Annotated in this window: 16 protein-coding genes; 2 read left to right on the plus strand and 14 right to left on the minus strand. The window is 46.8% G+C overall.

Features of this window, described 5'->3' with window-relative positions; translation table 11 throughout:
- Positions 1-58: 58 nt before the first annotated feature.
- The 8 genes from O6R05_RS08005 to O6R05_RS08040 all read right to left on the minus strand — a co-directional run bounded on the left by O6R05_RS08005 (position 59) and on the right by O6R05_RS08040 (position 7626).
- The gene (locus O6R05_RS08005; protein WP_271191466.1) at positions 59-1654 is read right to left on the minus strand and encodes an ABC transporter substrate-binding protein; all 1596 of its coding nucleotides are present in this window, start codon (positions 1652-1654) and stop codon (positions 59-61) included.
- A 205-nt stretch (positions 1655-1859) separates the two neighbouring features.
- The gene (locus O6R05_RS08010) at positions 1860-2738 is read right to left on the minus strand and encodes an NAD(P)/FAD-dependent oxidoreductase (RefSeq protein ID WP_271191467.1); all 879 of its coding nucleotides are present in this window, start codon (positions 2736-2738) and stop codon (positions 1860-1862) included.
- 146 nt (positions 2739-2884) lie between these two features.
- Positions 2885-3394 (minus strand): hypothetical protein, encoded by a 510-nt coding sequence (locus O6R05_RS08015; protein ID WP_271191468.1) that lies wholly within the window; start codon positions 3392-3394, stop codon positions 2885-2887.
- Positions 3395-3406: 12 nt separating this feature from the next.
- Positions 3407-5023 carry a chaperonin GroEL gene (gene groL, locus O6R05_RS08020; protein WP_271191469.1) on the minus strand — a complete coding sequence of 539 codons (1617 nt, stop codon included), beginning with the start codon at positions 5021-5023 and terminating at the stop codon, positions 3407-3409.
- A gap of 27 nt (positions 5024-5050) precedes the next feature.
- A complete protein-coding gene (locus tag O6R05_RS08025; RefSeq protein WP_271191470.1) occupies positions 5051-5332 on the minus strand; it encodes a co-chaperone GroES in 282 nt (93 codons plus the stop codon).
- A 147-nt stretch (positions 5333-5479) separates the two neighbouring features.
- Positions 5480-6178 (minus strand): DUF554 domain-containing protein, encoded by a 699-nt coding sequence (locus O6R05_RS08030; RefSeq protein WP_271191471.1) that lies wholly within the window; start codon positions 6176-6178, stop codon positions 5480-5482.
- The gene (locus tag O6R05_RS08035; RefSeq protein WP_271191472.1) at positions 6159-7001 is read right to left on the minus strand and encodes a DNA-3-methyladenine glycosylase family protein; all 843 of its coding nucleotides are present in this window, start codon (positions 6999-7001) and stop codon (positions 6159-6161) included. Before O6R05_RS08035 ends, O6R05_RS08030 begins: the two co-directional genes overlap by 20 nt.
- Positions 6991-7626 carry a redox-sensing transcriptional repressor Rex gene (locus tag O6R05_RS08040; protein WP_271191473.1) on the minus strand — a complete coding sequence of 212 codons (636 nt, stop codon included), beginning with the start codon at positions 7624-7626 and terminating at the stop codon, positions 6991-6993. Before O6R05_RS08040 ends, O6R05_RS08035 begins: the two co-directional genes overlap by 11 nt.
- Positions 7627-7768: 142 nt before the next feature.
- Between O6R05_RS08040 and O6R05_RS08045 the strand changes: the two genes are divergently transcribed.
- Complete coding sequence (locus tag O6R05_RS08045; protein WP_271191474.1) at positions 7769-9661, plus strand: ABC-F family ATP-binding cassette domain-containing protein; 1893 nt, start codon at positions 7769-7771, stop codon at positions 9659-9661.
- Positions 9662-9910: 249 nt separating this feature from the next.
- Here the strand turns inward: O6R05_RS08045 and sfsA are convergent, their stop codons facing one another.
- Complete coding sequence (sfsA, locus tag O6R05_RS08050) at positions 9911-10609, minus strand: DNA/RNA nuclease SfsA (RefSeq protein ID WP_271191475.1); 699 nt, start codon at positions 10607-10609, stop codon at positions 9911-9913.
- A 635-nt stretch (positions 10610-11244) separates the two neighbouring features.
- Here sfsA and O6R05_RS08055 point away from each other — a divergent pair.
- On the plus strand, positions 11245-11883 hold the full coding sequence (locus tag O6R05_RS08055) for a YitT family protein (RefSeq protein ID WP_271191476.1): 639 nt from the start codon (positions 11245-11247) through the stop codon (positions 11881-11883).
- 145 nt (positions 11884-12028) lie between these two features.
- Here the strand turns inward: O6R05_RS08055 and O6R05_RS08060 are convergent, their stop codons facing one another.
- The 5 genes from O6R05_RS08060 to O6R05_RS08080 form a co-directional block, all read right to left on the minus strand.
- Positions 12029-12982 (minus strand): DUF1002 domain-containing protein, encoded by a 954-nt coding sequence (locus O6R05_RS08060; protein WP_271191477.1) that lies wholly within the window; start codon positions 12980-12982, stop codon positions 12029-12031.
- Positions 12983-13116: 134 nt separating this feature from the next.
- A complete protein-coding gene (locus tag O6R05_RS08065) occupies positions 13117-14262 on the minus strand; it encodes a 2-hydroxyacyl-CoA dehydratase subunit D (RefSeq protein ID WP_271191478.1) in 1146 nt (381 codons plus the stop codon).
- An 11-nt stretch (positions 14263-14273) separates the two neighbouring features.
- Positions 14274-15599, minus strand: a complete 1326-nt coding sequence (locus O6R05_RS08070; protein ID WP_271191479.1) for a 2-hydroxyacyl-CoA dehydratase subunit D — start codon at positions 15597-15599, stop codon at positions 14274-14276.
- Positions 15600-15618: 19 nt separating this feature from the next.
- Positions 15619-16437: an acyl-CoA dehydratase activase gene (locus tag O6R05_RS08075; protein ID WP_271191480.1), complete on the minus strand. Its 819-nt coding sequence runs from the start codon at positions 16435-16437 to the stop codon at positions 15619-15621.
- 160 nt (positions 16438-16597) lie between these two features.
- A complete protein-coding gene (locus O6R05_RS08080) occupies positions 16598-18358 on the minus strand; it encodes an acyl-CoA carboxylase subunit beta (RefSeq protein ID WP_271191481.1) in 1761 nt (586 codons plus the stop codon).
- Positions 18359-18360: the final 2 nt, after the last annotated feature.

Raw genomic sequence — 18360 nt, forward strand, 5'->3', positions numbered from 1 at the left:
ACACGAAATAGAAAGAACCACAAAAGATTACCCTTTGTGGTCCGTTGCTGTAACTAACTTATTGGAAAAAGAGCTTAGACATATCTTCAAAGGTGAAGACAGGTACCAGCTTCGCGTCCTCTAAACCGCTGAGGCTTGGGGTATAGCCCACGATACGCTTGTTGCCTCCAAGTGGATAGAAGATAGCTGTATCCTGAATCTTTTGCTGCACGTCGCCGTAAAGCTCTTGTCGTTTTTGTGGATCTTTTTCCACGTTGGCTTGATGGAAGAGCGCATCAATCTCAGCATCTTCCATGTGCATCCAACCTTGCTCCGTGGCATCAAACAGCGGTAGGAAAGAGTTCGGATCAATTCCCATAATATAGCCACCAAGGATCATGTCAGCAGTCGTGTCGCCTTTTTTGGTTGATACATCATTGTAAGCTTCATTGGTTATGCCGACCAGCTCGGTAGTGATACCTGCTGCTTGAAGTTGTGCCTGAATGACAAGTGCTTCTTTGGTCTGTGCATCATCTGAAGAGATGTAAGCCAAGCGCACGGTAGGATTTTGTACCCCTGAGGCTTCCAGATGTTCTTTAGACTTGGTCAAATCCTGTGTGTAGTTGGTCACTTTGTCATTATAGTAAGGGTTCGCTGCAGGGAGGAACGTCTCCGTCGTCGTATAGTTTTCAGGATCTTGGAAGGCCGCCTTCATAATTTCATCTTTGTTTAAAGCGTAGAAGATAGCCTTTCTAAAGTCGATGTTGTCCATGTTATTGCCCCACGTGTGAATCTTCACATAGGCCACACGACCTTCGTCGTAGGATTCGTGACTGATGTTGGAGCCTTCCAAGTCCGCAATGTCACTTGGTAAAATGGTGTGCAGGTCAACCTCGCCCTTTTGCAAAGCAATTTTAGCCGTGGCAGCTTTTTCAATAATTCTAAAGACCACGTTTTGAATCTTCGGAGCACCAAGGAAGTAATCGGTGTTCGCTGTGAACTCGACACTTTGACCCGGCGTATACTTGGCCAACTTGTACGGACCGGTCCCTACAGGCGCGGTCATATTGATCTCGCTCTTTTCAATGCTGTCCACATTTTCATAGATGTGCTTCGGCATAATATAGATGCCGCCGAACATCTCTTTAGCACTGGCGCTGAACTCCGGTAAGGTAAAGGTCACAGTATAGTCGTCAACTTTGTCAATCTTCACCGGCTCGCCGTTGAAGAGAAGCTGTTGACGCTGAGCCGCATTGTTAGCCTCGTCCAATACTGCGTTCATCGTGAAGATAACATCATCGGCAGTAAATGGCGTGCCGTCGTGCCACGTCACATTCTGACGAAGTTTTGCCGTATAGACCATCCCGTCTTCAGAGGCGTCCATGGACTCGGCCAGGAAGTAATGGGTGCCGTCATTTTGGGTAGAATACAACGGCGAATAAATCATATTTAAAGTGGTCAGACCGTAGCGATCTTGAGTAGTCAAACTGTTGACACTGGTCCCCGGATCGCCGCCAAGCACCATAGTAAAGGTGTCTTTTGAGCCTGAGGTGCTTTCCGTGGCCGCCGCATCGTTGGTTGCAACATTTTTAGAGGCTGTATTGTCAGCCTTCCCGCAGGCAGTGAGTACTAACACCAGCATCAGTGCTACACTCATCCAAATTCGTTTTTTCATAATTCAACCTTCTTTCTTCAATTTCAACGCCACACAACGTCGTGGTGCTGAATATATGAGATATATTTTTCCACATACAGCAGTGAAATACAAGTGCTTTTATAGGTATTCATATTGCATTTCTGTTGTTTTCTACTATCTTTTCATTTATTTATAAAAAGCAGACTTGGCCAAGGTCACTATCCGCCAAATCTACTTTCACCATTTATTTCGCCGCATCCACGCCGGCAAGACAGCCATCACTCACGGCTGTCGCAACCTGACGTACTGCTTTCACCCGCACGTCGCCTGCCACGTACAGCCCTTCTGCCACGTTGAGATCCGCAGCATCCGCATACCCGTTTTGGAGCGGTACAAACTTTTCGACCAATGCACCGTTGCCCGCCTGTCCGATGAGGACAAAGAGTTCCATCCCACCGTCATCGACAATATCCGTCGCCGCTTCGCCGTTGAGATGTACTGCGACAAGCTTGCCCTCTGCCATGTCACACGCACTCAGCGTCGTTCCGGTATGGACCACAATAGTCTCGCACTGCGCAAGCTTATCCTTAAATTCCTGAATGCACATCAGCTGAGGTTGATCCTGAACGATATGGACCGCCTTTGCAAACTGAGCAAGATACAGTGCCTCCTTCACAGCACCATCCGAGCCGCCGTTGACCACGACAGTCTTTCCTTGCACTGCTTGTTCCATACCTCGTGCAAAATGGTGCACCTGAAGGCCTTCAGGATAATCGATAGGCAGCTCTTTAGGCGTAGAACCCGTTGCAACCACAACTTTATCTGCAAGGTAAGTACCTGCCTTCGTCGTCACCTGATAACCCTCGTCAATTGGATCCAAAGCGGTAACCTCTTCGTATAAGACCGCAATACCGGCATCTTGAAGTTGAGTTTCCAGGCGCTTCGCAAAATCAAGGCCCGATTCACCCACTACCGCCGATGCAAAGTGACTCACCAAAGAAACATGCCCTATAATACCGCCTACCTGCTCCTTTTCCAAAACAGTGACATCGAGTCCGCGAGATTTTCCATAGAGAGCTGCACAGACACCTGCAGGCCCTGCACCAATAACAATGAGTTTCATTTTCCTTCCTTTCTCGTCGATGTCCAAGCATCGGCTTTTTCTTTTAGTATAGCACGATTTGATAGCTCTGACGGACACGTCCTGGCTTTTTGCTGTTTTCTTTCCGAGTTGTCCTATAAAGCTAAGTTTTTCCTCAAAGATGAACTCTATAGTGTTTTGACATCTCGCAAAACAGTCTCTACAAACATAGGATCTAAATGCTTCAGAAAATGACATTCGCCGTCTTTTTCAATGACAACGGCCTCGCCGTCCTCACTGTCCCGATACGCTCTGTACACCCGAAAGCCTTGCTTTTCATAGGTTTCTTGGACTTGTTGAAAGGCTTGTTCCCGAGTGGCTACATACGTTGCAACTTCCTTAGCGTCTACCTGGTAGGCATCGATACGGCGTGTGCCTCCGGTGGCATCATACCAGTCAAGAGGTGTCAAGTGAATGTCGATTCTGGCACCTTGTCGAAACATATACCGACTTAAAACCACGGTGCCACCGCCCACGTCGCCGTAAAAGACATTAGGCAGTTCATCTTCGAGAAGAAAATAACCCTTTTGATCCAAATGAAAAGGCAGAGACCGCACAAATGCCTCTGCCTTTTCCATGGAAGATACCACCAAAAAGTCTGTGGTGACACCTTCGTCATTAAAACTAATGCGTATCATATGCCGAAAAAATTACATCATGCCCATGCCGGGATTTGGCATTGGCGGAGTGTCTTCTTTAATGGCACCGACAGCGGCTTCTGTCGTAAGCACCATTGCTGCTACGGAAGCTGCATTTTGAAGGGCGGAACGAGTGACCTTGGTAGGATCGACAATACCGCTCTTAATCATATCGACATATTCTCCTTTATAGGCATCATAGCCTACGCCTTCGCCTTCCGCTTTGACTTGGCTCACAATGACGGATCCTTCCAAACCGGCATTTTCTGCAATTTGACGTACAGGTGCCTCCAGTGCTTTTAAGATAATACCCACACCGGTTTTTTCGTCCCCTTCTTTGGTTTCATAAAGGGATTGCACAGCACCGATAGAGTCGACAAGCACCGTCCCGCCACCAGGTACAATGCCTTCTTCGACGGCTGCCCGGGTTGCGGACAGTGCGTCTTCAATGCGAAGTTTACGCTCTTTCAGTTCCACTTCAGTGGCAGCCCCAACTTGAATAACAGCCACACCGCCGGAAAGTTTTGCCAAGCGTTCTTGAAGTTTTTCACGATCGAAATCTGAGGTGGTTTCTTCAATTTGGGCTTTGATTTGTCCTATGCGGCCTTCCAATTCAGCCTTATCGCCTGCACCATCCACGATAACGGTGAGATCTTTTTCTACGCGGACCTTTTGTGCCTGACCTAAAACGTCAACTGTGGCGTCTTTCAAATCTTCGCCAAGATCGGAGGAGACAACTTTACCACCGGTTAAAATGGCGATATCTTGGAGCATTTCTTTTCTACGATCACCATAGCCCGGTGCTTTGACCCCAACGATGTTTAAAGTGCCGCGAAGTTTATTCAGCACCAAGGTTGCCAGAGCTTCCCCTTCAATATCTTCGGCAACAATTAGAAGCGGTTTGGATTGTTGCAGGACTTGTTCCAAGAGTGGGAGCAGGTCTTGAATGTTGGTGATTTTTTTGTCTGTGATGAGAATGAACGGATTATCCATCTCCGCCACCATCTTTTCATTGTCGGTGACCATATATGGAGACAGATAGCCGCGATCAAACTGCATCCCTTCTACCACATCCAGGTGTGTACCGGTAGATTTGGACTCTTCGACCGTGATGACACCGTCTTTACCGACCTTTTCCATAGCTTCGGCAATCAACTCACCCACTTGTTCGTCCGCAGAGGACACGGCAGCCACTTGTGCAATAGCCTCTTTGGTTTCAACTGGTTTAGAGAAGTTTTTGATCGCTTCCACAGCCGTATCTACCGCTTGACGAATTCCTTTTTGCAACACCATTGGGTTGGCGCCGGCAGCGAGGTTTCGCATACCTTCTTGAGTGATAGCTTGAGCCAACAGGGTGGCTGTGGTAGTCCCGTCCCCTGCCACATCGTTGGTCTTGGTTGCCACTTCTTTTAACAGTTGTGCACCCATGTTCTCAAATTTATCTTCAAATTCAATTTCTCTTGCAATGGTGACACCGTCATTGGTGATGAGCGGAGAACCGAATTCACGATCTAAAATGACGTTGCGACCCTTAGGTCCAAGGGTGACTTTTACTGTATTGGCAAGACCGTTGATCCCATCCATGAGACCTTTTCTTGCATCTTCTGAGAATTTAATTTCTTTAGCCATAATGCCTCCTTAAATGCTGAATGTTGATTATTCGATAACGGCGAGAATGTCCGTATATTTTAAGATAGTATACGCGGTCTTTTCCAATTCCACTTCCGTGCCGGCATACTTGGAAAAGATAACTTTATCCCCAATGTGAAGCTCCTCTTTTTTCGCATCATCATCGGTAATGCCCTTGCCGATAGCAATGACTTCAGCGATGTTGGATTCTTCTTTAGCAGAGGACGGCAGCACAATACCTGAAGCTGTAGTCTCTTCCTTTTCAGCTTTCTTAATTACAATTTTGTCATCCAATGGTTTTAAATTCATGTTATCCTCCTTTTAGCACTCAACCGTCTCGAGTGCTTACTCTCTTATCATACCCTAAGGTATATAAAAGTTCAAGCAAAATCTGACATATTTTTACCTTTATTTCTGTCGCCGTCGTGGCGTCATCCCACAAAAAAATCCTCTTTATCAAAGAGGATTAAACGATATTTTTACCAGCTGATAGAGCACGGGGATGAGAATGGCAGGAATGAGATTCGCATTCTTAATTGTGGTAATCTTTAACATATTACATCCGATAGCCATAATAAGCAGTCCTCCGACTGTTGCTATCTCCGTCAACATGGACTCGGTCATAATAGGCTCCAAAAAGCCGCTGATCGCAACCAGAAAACTCTGATAGATAAAAAGACTCACCGACGAAAACACCACGCCAACCCCGAGGGCACTGGCAAATATAATAGCACTGATGCTGTCCAGCGCAGTTTTCACATAAAGCACATCATAGCTGTGTAAAAGGCCGGCATTCAACGAGCCGATAATGGACATGGACCCTACGCAGAACATGAGGGATGTGGTGATGAAGCCTTCGGCCACCTTGGCGCTGTCTCCATTTTTAACCACACGGGCGGTGAGGCCGAAAGCGAGCTGATTGAGACGTGTCTCCAACTGCAAGGCGTGTCCGATAAGTAACCCCACCACACAGGAGACAATCATGACAGTGACGGAGCCGCCGCTAAGCGCCCCTTGAAGACCGATGACAAAAACACCAAGGCCTAAGATGGTCATAATTTGATCCTGTAATTCCTTTGAAAAGCGCTGTCCGATAACAAGACCTAAGGTCGAGCCGAGGATAATCCCCAAGCTATTAATAATGACGCCAAACATCACTGTGCTCCCTTCCATAATAAAAAAGATACTGCTGAGCAAGGCCGGCACTTTCCCCGAAGAGCCGACGACCTTCTATGGCAATACGAGACTTTGAAGTTTTCGATTGTAAAAAAAGATGTTCCATCACCCGCTGTATCCACACATCCACGGGGAAGGCGTCCTTGTGCCCCAACCCGAAGAGGAGGATACAGTCCGCTACTTTGGGCCCTACGCCTGGCAAAGTAAGAAGCAACTCCCGTGCTCTGTCACGATCGAGCTTCATCAGCTCCGCCATCGTGACCCGCGCTTCTGCCACAGCCTGCGCCGTGCCTAAAATATACTTATCACGATAGCCTAACTTGCCCTGTTCTCTTAATATACTCAGATCTGCCGAAGCAAGTGCCTGAGGTGTGGGAAAGCTGTAAATTCCCTCTCGAATTTCCGATCCGAACGTCGCGGCCAACCATTCCACCGTCTTTTTAATGCGAGGAATGTGAGAGTTTTGGGAGATGATAAAGGTGCAGATGGTCTCAAACGGGCTCTGATTTAAAAGACGAATTCCTCGGCCGTAGGCCATCGGCGTTCGCATCGCTTCAAAGTTGTGGAGCGGGCGCCGTAAGGCCCCGTAGTCCGTGTTGAAGTCAAAATAGTGACGGTCCGCCTCAGGCCTGTCAGACTGAAACGACCACCCACCGCCACACGGTGTGATGGCAATGAGACGCCCTTCCACCGGCACCAAAAAACCGTCTGCCGTGGTTCTACCTCGAAAGGCCTGACCACAGTTAAAAATAGCTTTCGGATCAAAGTACGGCGTGTCAACGATCTGAGATTTAACGGCCATGTTGTAAATAGTAGCTTAATTTTAAAATAGAATCGTTAATCCGAGTATTTTCCACAATGGAGTGGGTGACATTCACATCCACCGGCGCAAAGTTCCAAATACCTCGAATGCCATGTGCGTCCAAGCGACGAATAATTTCCTCTGCAGCCGTCTTCGGCACAGTTATAATCGCCACATCCACCTGGTGATGATCAATGTAGTGCAAAAGCTCATCAGCCGGCTCGATGGTAACATGTTCCACTTTCATGCCAATCTTTTTCGGATCGTTATCAAAGAGGGCAACAATATCAAAACCGCTTTTACGAATCCCTTCGTATTCAAAAATTGCAGTTCCCAGACGTCCCGCACCCACGACAACCGCCTTGTAACGGTTGTGAATGCCAAGTATTTGAGCGATCTCATCTCTAAGCAGCGCGGTATTATAGCCGTAGCCTTGTTGTCCGAAACCTCCAAAGTGGTTTAGATCCTGACGAATCTGACTGGCGGAGAAACCGCAGAGCTCACTGAGTTCTTGAGAACTGATGCGATCACGTCCCTGCTCGACACAATCGGACAGCTTGCGATAGTAAACCGGAAGGCGTCGAATGACCGGTGTGGCAACTTTATTTTTTAGATTCTTATACATGGTATCTCTCCTATTACTTCCATATTTTAACATAATTTAAAACCGGCTTCTCAACTTTTTTCCTACTTTTTCACAGGCTCGTGCCCTTTCCATAAGCTTTCCATCCTCAAGGGTCTTTGATACAATAGAGGACGAGGTATTTATGATATTAACACTAAAAAATATAGCCAAATCTTACATTGTGGATCCGATTCTCACCGATGTGAATCTCATTGTGGAAGCGGGGGATAAGGTAGGACTCATCGGCAACAACGGCTCCGGCAAATCCACCCTGCTCCATATTATCGCCGGGGACTTGAGTCCGGATAGCGGTGAGGTTATCCTTCAAAAGAATATGAAAATCGGTACACTGGTTCAAGAGCATATCGGCCTTTGCGGTACAGTCTACAAGCTGTGTCTCGAGGCCTTTGACGATCTGCGCCGCATGGAAAACGAACTTAAACAGCTCACTGAAGCTATTTCCTATCCTGACAATCCCAATTACGAGGCAGATCTCGCAAGATATGGTCACTTACAGGAACGCTTTACGGAACAGGGCGGGTTTGCTGTGGATTCTCTCATTCGCGGTACTCTTATTGGCTTGGGTTTTGCTGAGGCCGATTTTGACAAAGACATCACCACCCTCTCCGGCGGTCAGAAGTCCCGGGTGCTGCTTGCAAAACTCCTCCTATCAAAACCCGATATCATGCTTTTGGACGAGCCCACCAACCACTTGGACCTAGCCTCGCTCGCCTGGCTTGAAAAATACTTAAAGGACTATCGCGGGACCTGCATTATCATCTCTCACGACCGCTACTTTTTAAATGCTGTCGTCAACAAAGTAAGCTTGTTGGAACACGGCGAGCTCACCACCTATTCAGGCAACTATGATACCTTCTCCCAAAAGCGAAAACACGCCCTGGATGTATTGAAAAAACAATACGCCAACCAGGAACGTGACATTAAACGCCAGGAAGAAATCATTCAGCGGTACTTAAGTTTGGGCCGCAACCGGTTTATTCGCCAGGGAAAATCGCGACAAAAGCTCTTAGATAAGATGACGCGTGTCGAGCTTCCCAGCGATACAAAAAAGACATCGCTGCGTTTTGAGCCGCTCTTTGAATCGGGACAGGACGTCCTTCACGTGGAGAATCTGTCCAAAAACTATGGCTCACAGACGGTGTTCCACAACGTCTCATTCAACATTTACAAACGTGACGTCTGCGGTATTATCGGAGACAACGGTGTCGGAAAATCCACGCTGCTTGAGATTATCGCCGGCACGTTGGAAAAAAACAGCGGAAGCATCGTCTACGGCTCAAAGCTGAAGATGGCATACTTTGATCAGGAAATGAGCCATTTGAATTTGGAGAATACCGTTATTGATGAGATTTGGGACAGCTATCCGAAACTGAATCACTATGAAATCCGCTCGTACCTTGCGAAGTTTCTATTTATGGGCGATGACGTATTCAAACTGGTCGGCGAGCTATCCGGTGGCGAAAAAGGTCGGCTCTCTATTTTAAAGCTCATGCTCCAAGGTGCCAATGTCCTCCTCCTGGATGAACCTACCAACCACCTGGATATTGACTCCAAAGAAGTCTTTGAATCTGCAATTAAGGCTTTTGACGGTACCGTCATTGCCGTATCTCACGATCGTTATTTTTTAAATGCTGTGACGACGAAGATTTTAAAATTAGAATCGGACGGTGTGTCGGAATACCTGGGCAACTTTGACTACTATCTGGAAAAGACCCAAGATGATATCGACGATGACGCGCCAGAGATTACAAAAACTCAGCGTAAAAATCAGGCCAGAGAAGAACGACGCACTCAAGCCCAAACAAAAAAGCGCCGTGAAGCGCTAAAAACTTTGGAGGCGACTATTGCCGCGCTGGAGGAGGAACTTGCTCAGGTGGATGCCGCCTTAAGCGACCCCGCCACTTATGACGACTCACAACAAGTGCTACTCTTGTCCCAAACACGGACACGTCTGGACGCCGAATTAGAAGACGCCATGGCGGCATGGATGGAAGTCGGCGACGAAAACCTCTAGCTGAGATATTAACGATGTTATCCACAATCCCAAATCCCATAGATTGGCGGTTTGCGAATTCCACTTGGCGAAAACGGCTTAGAAAAGCTCTTTTCGCCTCTTTTTTTTGTAAAATTTTATTCACAATGCTTGTGCATGATAAACCTTGAATTTAAGCTAATCCACAAAATTATCCACATTGTCCACAAAAAAAGCTCATGTGTTCCTTGTCTACCTGTGTATAGTTCTGTGTATAGTCCGTCCTGACAGTCAGTCCCACATGACCGGCACAGCATCTTTTAACGTCACATCATCGGCTGTCACATGACAATCAAACGCAAGAATCCCCACCGTGTCCGCCATCGCTTTTAATGCCTTGGTAAACGCCGGTTGCATCAGTGTATTAGGAGAAAAACTCACAACCCCTTCCATCTGAATACAAAAGATCACATAGTTTTCAAAGCCTTCTTCGGCAAGTCGACTGAGCCCCACAAGGTGTTTCAGTCCACGAAGTGTAGGCGCGTCAGGAAAATACGCACGGTTTTCCACTTCCAACGTGACGCCTTTAACTTCAATGTACCCTCTAACTGGTGTGTCCTCCTTAATCCCTTCATAATAAAAGTCGAAACGACTGTCACCTTCAGTCCGTTCCCGCGCTAGGTGAAGATGCTTTACCTGAGATAGAATTTGTCCGGCGTTTAAGGCTTCTTCTACAATTTTATTCGGTCCCTGCGCGTCAATATTGATGAGGCGATCGCCCTTGTAGACACTCACAAGTGAATAGGCAGTCCGACGGTTCGACGTTGCAGCGTGCTCCAATACCACAGGTGTCCCCTCTAAAAAAAGCTCTCGACACCTTCCGGTATTGGGCACATGAACCTGTATGACAGCGTCCTCCAACTTCACTTCTGCAATAAAGCGATTGAGACGACGGATAAATGTGGCGGTGCTAGTACGATGATATTTCATAATTGTCCTTTGTCTGATACTGGATGTCTTGTACGATTTACGACTACCATCATACCACAGCCTCGCCTAATGGCAAGGCTGCAAATACTCGCCATCCCGCCCATTGCATATCCATGATCGGCTCTCAGAAAACCTCCGCCTCTACTATTGCCTTCATACACGCCACCCTACGCTGTTTCCATGACACCCAAAACCTGCGACATCACCTGTGCAAAAACCATTTTGCTGCTAAGACGTGGGGCAAGTACTTCTAAAAATCGATGGTCTTCTCGCTCAACGTATCGAGAAGGCACTGTACAGTCCGCGGTCCAATGACTTGTCAAAGATGACACCGGGTCAAGTAAGTTTTACAATGTTTCACATTGAAAGTTGACGTTTATTTTAGTATACTGTAATTACATTTAAATTGTGGTTGCCGCATACGAAGCGGTAGTTTTTATCTGATGCCTAACTGTCGATAGATGGCTTGAGTTGTATCTGATGTGATACAGTCTTCGGCAAAAAAGACAGGGAGAAGCTCAGAGTTTTTACAAGTGAAAAAATCTTAAAAACAAAAAAGCATCAACACCACCAAGATAGGCACTGTCTATCTTTTTTTAGTGCAGTTATTGGCAGGAAAACACATGGAGGTCGTTATGCCAAAAGTTTTTTATGATTTTTTCCAAATTAATCGTTCGATATTGCTCAAGTTACTGGCCGGCACGTCGCTAATGAGTTTTGTGTTGGTGAACATTCACATGCAGTCCAACATCACCGAAGGCGGCGTCCTGGGTCTCACCATGCTGCTCTACAAACTTTTTGGATGGGACCCGGCGGTGACCAGTCCCCTTTTGGACTTTGCCGCCTTCAGCTTGGGAGTCACCTACTTCGGGCGGAAATTTTTAAAGCGGACAGCTCTGTGCTCTCTTCTTTTTGCACTGTTCTATAAACTGTTTTTCACTCTGGGTCCGGTGCTTCCAAACCTCTACCAGCTCCCCGCTGTGGCTTCTATTCTGGGTGGTCTGGGGATCGGACTGGGGTGCGGACTCATTGTCCACGAAGGCATTGCCGCCGGCGGCGACGATGCGCTGGCACTTGTACTCTCCAATCGTCTGAATCTCAAGATTAATCGAGTGTATTTTCTCACGGATTTCAGCATTCTGATCTTATCTTTAACCTACATTCCTGTAAATCGGATCGGATTTTCTCTGCTCACAACTGTGGTCTCGTCACTAGTTATCAGACAGATCGAAGTACTTTTGCCACAAAAAAATGGTGCACGAAGCACCATCTAATAACTTTATGACACGTCACAGCCAAAAGGTTGTGGCGTTTTTACAAGTACGAATACCGCCTTTGTAGAACATGGGCCTCGCCTCCCACGTCCGCTTAACCGGTAATGCCGACAGACGGCTCCATCAAAGAAACTTTAGCCATCACTTATAGACCGGCAAAAAAGTTCTTAATCCAATCAATGATCTGAGCAAAGATGCCTTTAGACTGCTCTAAGACCTGTTGGCCTTCCGGCGAGCTGAGATAATCCTTGGCCTTTGACGCTAAATCTTTTGCCACATCGGAATACTTGCCGGCTTCCTGAGCCACCTGATCCCAGTTGATATTTGCATTTTTCATCTTCGTAAAAAGTCCTACCAAACTCTCTACCTGATTGTCGGAGATGGTAATGTGATACTCTTGCGCCACGTTGTTGATCACGGTTCGAAGTTGCTCCTCATTAGCCGGCATATTCTTTTCCATCGCCACTTTAATGGAGTTGATAAGATCGTTGGTTTCTTGTTCTCCCATTTCTTCCGTAAGCTGCTGACTCACGACCATCTCTTCATTTGCCACTTTTTTCACTTCATCGGAAATCACAGCACCGGAGGTCTGTTCATAGGCTTTCATAATACCGGTTAAAGCGGCAGTCCCTGTGACAGAGTTCGGCGCAGTAATAACCACATCGGCATCTGTAACCCCCGCCGTGATGAGAGCATTTCGATAGGTAGATTCGGTAATGTAATTGATCTTGTCCGAAACGTCAATATCCAAGCCGCTTCCTGCTTCCGTATAGGTAATCAGGGAACTGGAGATGGCCTTGTGTCCAATTTTACCCGCCGGAACCACATCGCCAAGATACTTGTGTTCCTCATCATTGGTCACTTCAATAATTTGCGCATCCTTCGGCGCATTCAGCTCGTCTAAAATTGCAGACCGTTCATTGGTATCCAAATTGGCTCCAATACTGACCACACTGTCTCCAACAGCCGCATCGGCCAGAACCGAAGCTGGCAGTAGCATCAGCCCCGCCATAGCGATAACAGCAGGCAGCGAGCGAATCTTTTTCAGTTCTCGGGCAGATTTATGTGGCATCGTTGTATCATATTTTAAATTTCTCAAATTTTCACATCCTTTTCCTGATCTGATTGTAACAGAGCAATTTGAATAAATTGTGAAAATTCCAAAACCTTAGAAGTTTCTTAAGATATCCGAGCACTAAAAAAGACGAGGCGTACCTCGTCTTTATCAATGTATTAGAAGCGATTAAGCTCAACCATTTCCTTAAAGGTTTCAAGTTGTGTCTTGACTTGACCGAAATCGGACATTTGTTGGTCATAACCCATTTTGATCAGTGGAATGCCGGCTTCTTCATAAGCTTTCTTCAGGGACGGATACTCCATTTCTTCCGTGTCATTAAAGTTCATCATGAAGAGCAGACAGCCGTCAGCGTCATTATCTTCAGCAAGGCTGACCACATAAGCCGGACGTTTGGTGATATCCGGATCGTAAAGAATCGGATCTTCATCCATGCGGGCAAATTGATCGGCCAAAGCACGCATTGGATCGTCAATGGATGTATCGACATCAATTCTAAAGCCTCGAGATTCATGAGCTACATCGTCTGCGACAATATTGATGTCGTAGTCATCAAAGACTTGAAGAAGTCCCGGATTGTCCACAATGATACCGGAGGTAACCACTCTTGGGCCGTTCCATTCTTCTTCAGGCAGGGCTTTAAGAGCATCAACCAATGCACCGAGAAGCTCGTTGTATTCTTCTTTGAGCATATGCCATGACGCTTTCAGTACCAGAGTCCGGTCAGTCGCGGAGATCGTCTTTCTGTGTGAAGCTGCCAGTTTGATAAATTCCCGTTTTAAGCGGCGCATATCATTGTAGACTTCAAAAGTGTGCTTGAAGTTTTCATCGGGTACCGTCTCACCGGTCACTTCTTCCAAGCGCTTGCGAGCTTTGTCGAACATCTTGGCATTAAAAGTGATACCAAACTCTTCTTTTCTGTGTTGGCCGTGATTGAAAAATACCATCGGGATCTTGCGACCGGCAGATACTTTATAGTTTTGAGACAGCGGACGCAGGGTGTCATCCAACGTAGTGACCAACATGGCGCTCAAGCCGTCAAGAGTACCATCAAGAGACATTTCCAAGCAGCGTAGGGCTAAGGAATAGTAAAACGTAGGGAAGTAATTTTTAGCTTGGTCAATAGGACCTTGACCACCCCAAATGCCGATTGGCACCATGCCGCCGGCATGTACGATTTCTTCAGGTGCGTAATAAGGGAACACCCCTACCACTTTTTTGCCTTCTGCCAGGTATTTATCGATTTGTTCTCTTTGATTATTTGCAATGTGTGCCAGTGTATCAAGAATTTCTCTGATTTCCATACTCCACCTCCTTAAATTGTTGGTTTTGACCAATCGGTTGGCTTGGTGTTGTCAAAGTTAGTATAAACTTCTTCACCGGCAGCCTCACGTGCTTCTTTCCGTTCGTCCATAATTTCTACGAGACCTTGTACACGTGTCTTGTACTGTTCTTCGGAGAAGTTACGTTCATCAGCTTGGTCACCATCAAAGTGGACAACTGGAATATCCAGGTCTTCTTTCCAGCGACGTTCGATTTCAGGCATAGCTCCGGACCAAGGTTTGCAAGAGCGGTTGTAATTGACAAGAGCGCCGCTGATGCCGTTTTCTTTGGCCATCGTTTCACGCCATTCCACACCATCTTCAATACATACAGAGCAAGGTGCTTTAGAGTAAGCTGCTGCCATTTCACGAATACCATCATATTGGAATCCGAAAGCCGGTGCATAAACTACCGCTGTAACATTGACGCCGGCGTTTTTCAATGGCTCAAAAAGTGGACGTAGTGCCGGCCAGCAAGGAATCCCTTCAAAGAGAATACGGTGTTCTTCAGGATATTCCCAAGTGGATGTGCCTTCTCGAACGGATTGTTCAAACTCTTCAGCGAGAAGCTCAAAGCCTTCAGCGGCACGGACGTCGCAACGGGCAGCTACAATGTCAGCCATGTGGTTGAAAAGATCAAAACCGGAGAGCGGCGATGGTTTATAAGCCATGTAAGAGCAGGCTTTTAACCAGGCTGCTGCTGTACGGTTCGCCACATCACAGGCGGCATTGAATTTTTCTTCGTCAAATTTCTTGCCGGTCAGTTCTTCCAATTGATGAATCGCATGTTCAAATTGACCTACCATGTAATCAATCTTCTCTTCCGAGACATCTTTGGTGTTTTGGAATGGAAAGTCAATCATAATCATTGGAATATTGTGTATACGCGCAATGTTTTCGTACCATTTGGTCATCATATTACAGATGTTGTTACAACAAAGTACGAAATCAGGTTGCGGCATCTTCCGTGCATCAGTCGGTTCGCCGGCTGCAAAGGCAAGGGAAATCCGGGCGTAGCCGCAGATGTCGTTATCGTAACCCATGTCTTCAGCTGTATTGCAAAGACGGAGACCATCTTTTTTAGCCGCCGTAGTCGCAGCGTGATTTTCAGGGTAAACGACTTGCAGATCAAATGCCTTGGCAAGTTCAATCGGGAATTTGGACGAGCTCCAACCTACCAATTCGCCTCGCTGTTTTGCATCCCATGCATCACCATACACGGCATCGACAACGCCTCTAAGTACTGCCGCTGCGGGTTTGTGTCCTTCGACCGGTCTCGGCGTAATGCCCGGGATCTTTTCTAATACTTTCTTAGCCATAATTCCTCCTAAGCTTCACTTATTTAGCTTGTCTTGCTTCTTTCTTAGCTTTATTTTGATACTTTTGGTAACCAAAGAGTGCAGCCCCTAAGGCTCCATTAAGTTGACAAAGTTCCGACGTGTGAATACTGTGCCCAATATTAGCTTCCAACGCACGAACCATACCTTGGTTCAGCGCGACCCCGCCGGTCATAATCACATCATCCTGAATCCCCACGCGCTTGGCCAAAGAGCCCACACGACTGGCGATGGCAGAGTGAATACCTTTGACAATATCTTCGATTTTTGTGCCCTGTGCCAACTGAGAGATGACTTCCGACTCGGCAAAGACGGTACAGGTGGATGAAATAGCCACATCATTTTGGCTCTTGGCATCCAGTTCTTCCAATTCCGATACATCCACTTCCAGCACATGGGCGATAACATCCAGAAAACGACCGGTACCTGCTGCGCATTTATCATTCATGACAAAGTTGTCTAAAACGCCGCCATCCCCAATTTTCAAGGCTTTGGCATCCTGGCCACCAATGTCAATAATGGTGTGAACATGGGGAAATAGGAAATAGGCGCCTCGGGCATGACAGGAGAGCTCAGACATTTGAAAATCTGCAATCTCCAGGGCATTACGACCGTAGCCTGTGGCCATGACGTACTGAATATCCTCACGAGCAAGACCCGCCTGCTCCAATATGCCTTCCACGGCACGCTTAGGCCCGCTGGTCCCTGCCCCCACATCGATGACAATTTTGCCCACGATTTCCGAGCCGTCTTTTAAAATGACGCCTTTAGTCGCTGTGGAACCAATATCAATACCCATAGTATAAACGGATTGACTCATTCTTTTCCTTCCTAATATCTATATAAATTTATTTGATAGCCGTACGCCTTCATTGTACAACGACCCGCTCGTTCTGTCAAAATACCGACATTCAGGATACAGCTGATTAAAATAATTTAAGCCTATATAGAAAGACAGGCCAAGACCTGTCTTATTCTATTTATTTTCTATAGAGGTTATCGAAATCACGAGTTACACGTGGCAGCAGCATTTGGTGTACAGGGCAAATCTTTGAAGGATTTTGGTAAACTGCTTCAGTGAATGCAATCATGTAGTTACGAAGTGCATTCAAGTTAACCACTTCATCCACCATACCGGTTTTAGCACAGAACAATGGACGAGATTTCGTGTTGTAATCTTCAATCAATTCATTCATCTTGTCAATGGTTGGTTGAAGATCTTTGCCTGCTTTCTTGTCTTTGGCAAGACGTCTGGAGTACATAGCAACAGCGGCCGTTTCACCGTTCATAACATTAATTTCTGTAGCCGCAGTACCGATAGAGAAGGCATTCGTGTCGTTGCCTTGCGGGCCGCCGAGGACATAATGAGCAGCTGCAGTCCCTTTACGCAGCGTAATTTCCATTTGTGGCAGGTCGGATTGTTGGATGGAGTAGATAAGGGATTGACCTAAACCTAACAGTTCAGCCCGTTCCGCATCGTCCCCAACGTCGATACCTGAAGTATCTTGAATCCAAATGATAGGCAATTTATCACGTGCACAGAGGGTAACAAATTCGTTCATCTTGATCAGACCTTGACGATAGAGCTTACCGCCGATACCGATGGCCTTTTCCTTGTACTCAGGATAGTTCATCAAAAAGCCTTGTGCATTGGCCACGATACCTACCGGAAGACCGGCGACCTTGGCAGTCCCGGTGATCATTTCAGGTCCGTAAGATTTCTTATATTCAGCGAACTCGGAACCGTCAATCAGACGGGCGATAACTTCATACATATCATAAACTTTTTTAGGGTTCATCGGCACGAGTGAATAGAGCTCGTCAATAGCGTATTGTGGATTTTTAGGATCGTCCACACGGAAGAATTCAGGATCGTAAGCAGGCAACATACTCATATATTTCTTGATGCCTTCAAGAACGCCTTGTTCTTCAACATAGACTTCGCGGAAGAATCCGGTTTCGGCAAAGTGCACACCAACGGATCCCGGTGGGGCTACTTTCTTTGCGTTAGTCGTCGCATCGGCGATTTGGTTAGCACTTTCTTCGTCGATATAGCCTTTTGGATTCATCCCGCCAAGGATACCTGCGCCACCGACAGCCATGTTCGCACCTTTATGGGCAATAAGAATCGTCGGAGAAATGGAGTGATAGCCGCCCCCTGCAGGGTTGGTACCATAGATGCCGACGATGACCGGAACGCCCAGTTGATTCAATTCGGCATTTCTGTAGAACGGTGTACCGCCCCCGCGACGGTTCGGATACACTTCTTCTTGTACGTCCAATTTAACACCGGAGCAGTTGAGTACATAAACCAACGGAATACCGAGGCGTTTTGCCGTGTCGGAACCGCGAAGCAAATTCTCAGCTTGATTTGGAACCCATGCACCTGCAAGCTTCTTGTTGTCGGATGCAATGATCACAGCCCATTTACCGTCAATGCGGCCAAGACCTTTGACGATACCGGTAGATCCGGTGTCGTTGTCATCAGGATCGTAGAGAGAATTGAGCGGACACCAGGTGCCGTCATCGACCAGCTCTGCAATCCGTTGCAAAGCAGTCCATTCGCCGCGTTCGTTTACTTTATCATCCGGTTTACCGGTTTTTAATTTTGTTTCAATAGCCTCTTGGATTTGAACTTCAACTTCTCTGACAGCGTCAACGTTCACTTGGTCGTTAGCCTTGAGGGGCTTACCGACAACAGGCATATTGAGAAAATAAGAATTCATAGAGTAGTTGCTCATGT

The sequence above is a fragment of the Peptoniphilus equinus genome, assembly GCF_027921445.1.
Taxonomy (GTDB): Bacteria; Bacillota; Clostridia; order Tissierellales; family Peptoniphilaceae; genus Peptoniphilus; species Peptoniphilus equinus.

What these genes read in the sequence shown, in the direction of transcription:
- O6R05_RS08030 (WP_271191471.1), bottom strand. Translation starts at nt 6,178, where the DNA reads ATGTTTGGCGTCATTATTAATAGCTTGGGGATTATCCTCGGCTCGACC.
- O6R05_RS08080 (WP_271191481.1), bottom strand. Translation starts at nt 18,358, where the DNA reads ATGAGCAACTACTCTATGAATTCTTATTTTCTCAATATGCCTGTTGTC.
- O6R05_RS08035 (WP_271191472.1), bottom strand. Translation starts at nt 7,001, where the DNA reads ATGGCCGTTAAATCTCAGATCGTTGACACGCCGTACTTTGATCCGAAA.
- O6R05_RS08010 (WP_271191467.1), bottom strand. Translation starts at nt 2,738, where the DNA reads ATGAAACTCATTGTTATTGGTGCAGGGCCTGCAGGTGTCTGTGCAGCT.
- O6R05_RS08055 (WP_271191476.1), top strand. Translation starts at nt 11,245, where the DNA reads ATGCCAAAAGTTTTTTATGATTTTTTCCAAATTAATCGTTCGATATTG.
- O6R05_RS08075 (WP_271191480.1), bottom strand. Translation starts at nt 16,437, where the DNA reads ATGAGTCAATCCGTTTATACTATGGGTATTGATATTGGTTCCACAGCG.
- O6R05_RS08015 (WP_271191468.1), bottom strand. Translation starts at nt 3,394, where the DNA reads ATGATACGCATTAGTTTTAATGACGAAGGTGTCACCACAGACTTTTTG.
- O6R05_RS08070 (WP_271191479.1), bottom strand. Translation starts at nt 15,599, where the DNA reads ATGGCTAAGAAAGTATTAGAAAAGATCCCGGGCATTACGCCGAGACCG.
- O6R05_RS08045 (WP_271191474.1), top strand. Translation starts at nt 7,769, where the DNA reads ATGATATTAACACTAAAAAATATAGCCAAATCTTACATTGTGGATCCG.
- O6R05_RS08005 (WP_271191466.1), bottom strand. Translation starts at nt 1,654, where the DNA reads ATGAAAAAACGAATTTGGATGAGTGTAGCACTGATGCTGGTGTTAGTA.
- sfsA (WP_271191475.1), bottom strand. Translation starts at nt 10,609, where the DNA reads ATGAAATATCATCGTACTAGCACCGCCACATTTATCCGTCGTCTCAAT.
- O6R05_RS08025 (WP_271191470.1), bottom strand. Translation starts at nt 5,332, where the DNA reads ATGAATTTAAAACCATTGGATGACAAAATTGTAATTAAGAAAGCTGAA.
- O6R05_RS08065 (WP_271191478.1), bottom strand. Translation starts at nt 14,262, where the DNA reads ATGGAAATCAGAGAAATTCTTGATACACTGGCACACATTGCAAATAAT.
- groL (WP_271191469.1), bottom strand. Translation starts at nt 5,023, where the DNA reads ATGGCTAAAGAAATTAAATTCTCAGAAGATGCAAGAAAAGGTCTCATG.
- O6R05_RS08040 (WP_271191473.1), bottom strand. Translation starts at nt 7,626, where the DNA reads ATGTATAAGAATCTAAAAAATAAAGTTGCCACACCGGTCATTCGACGC.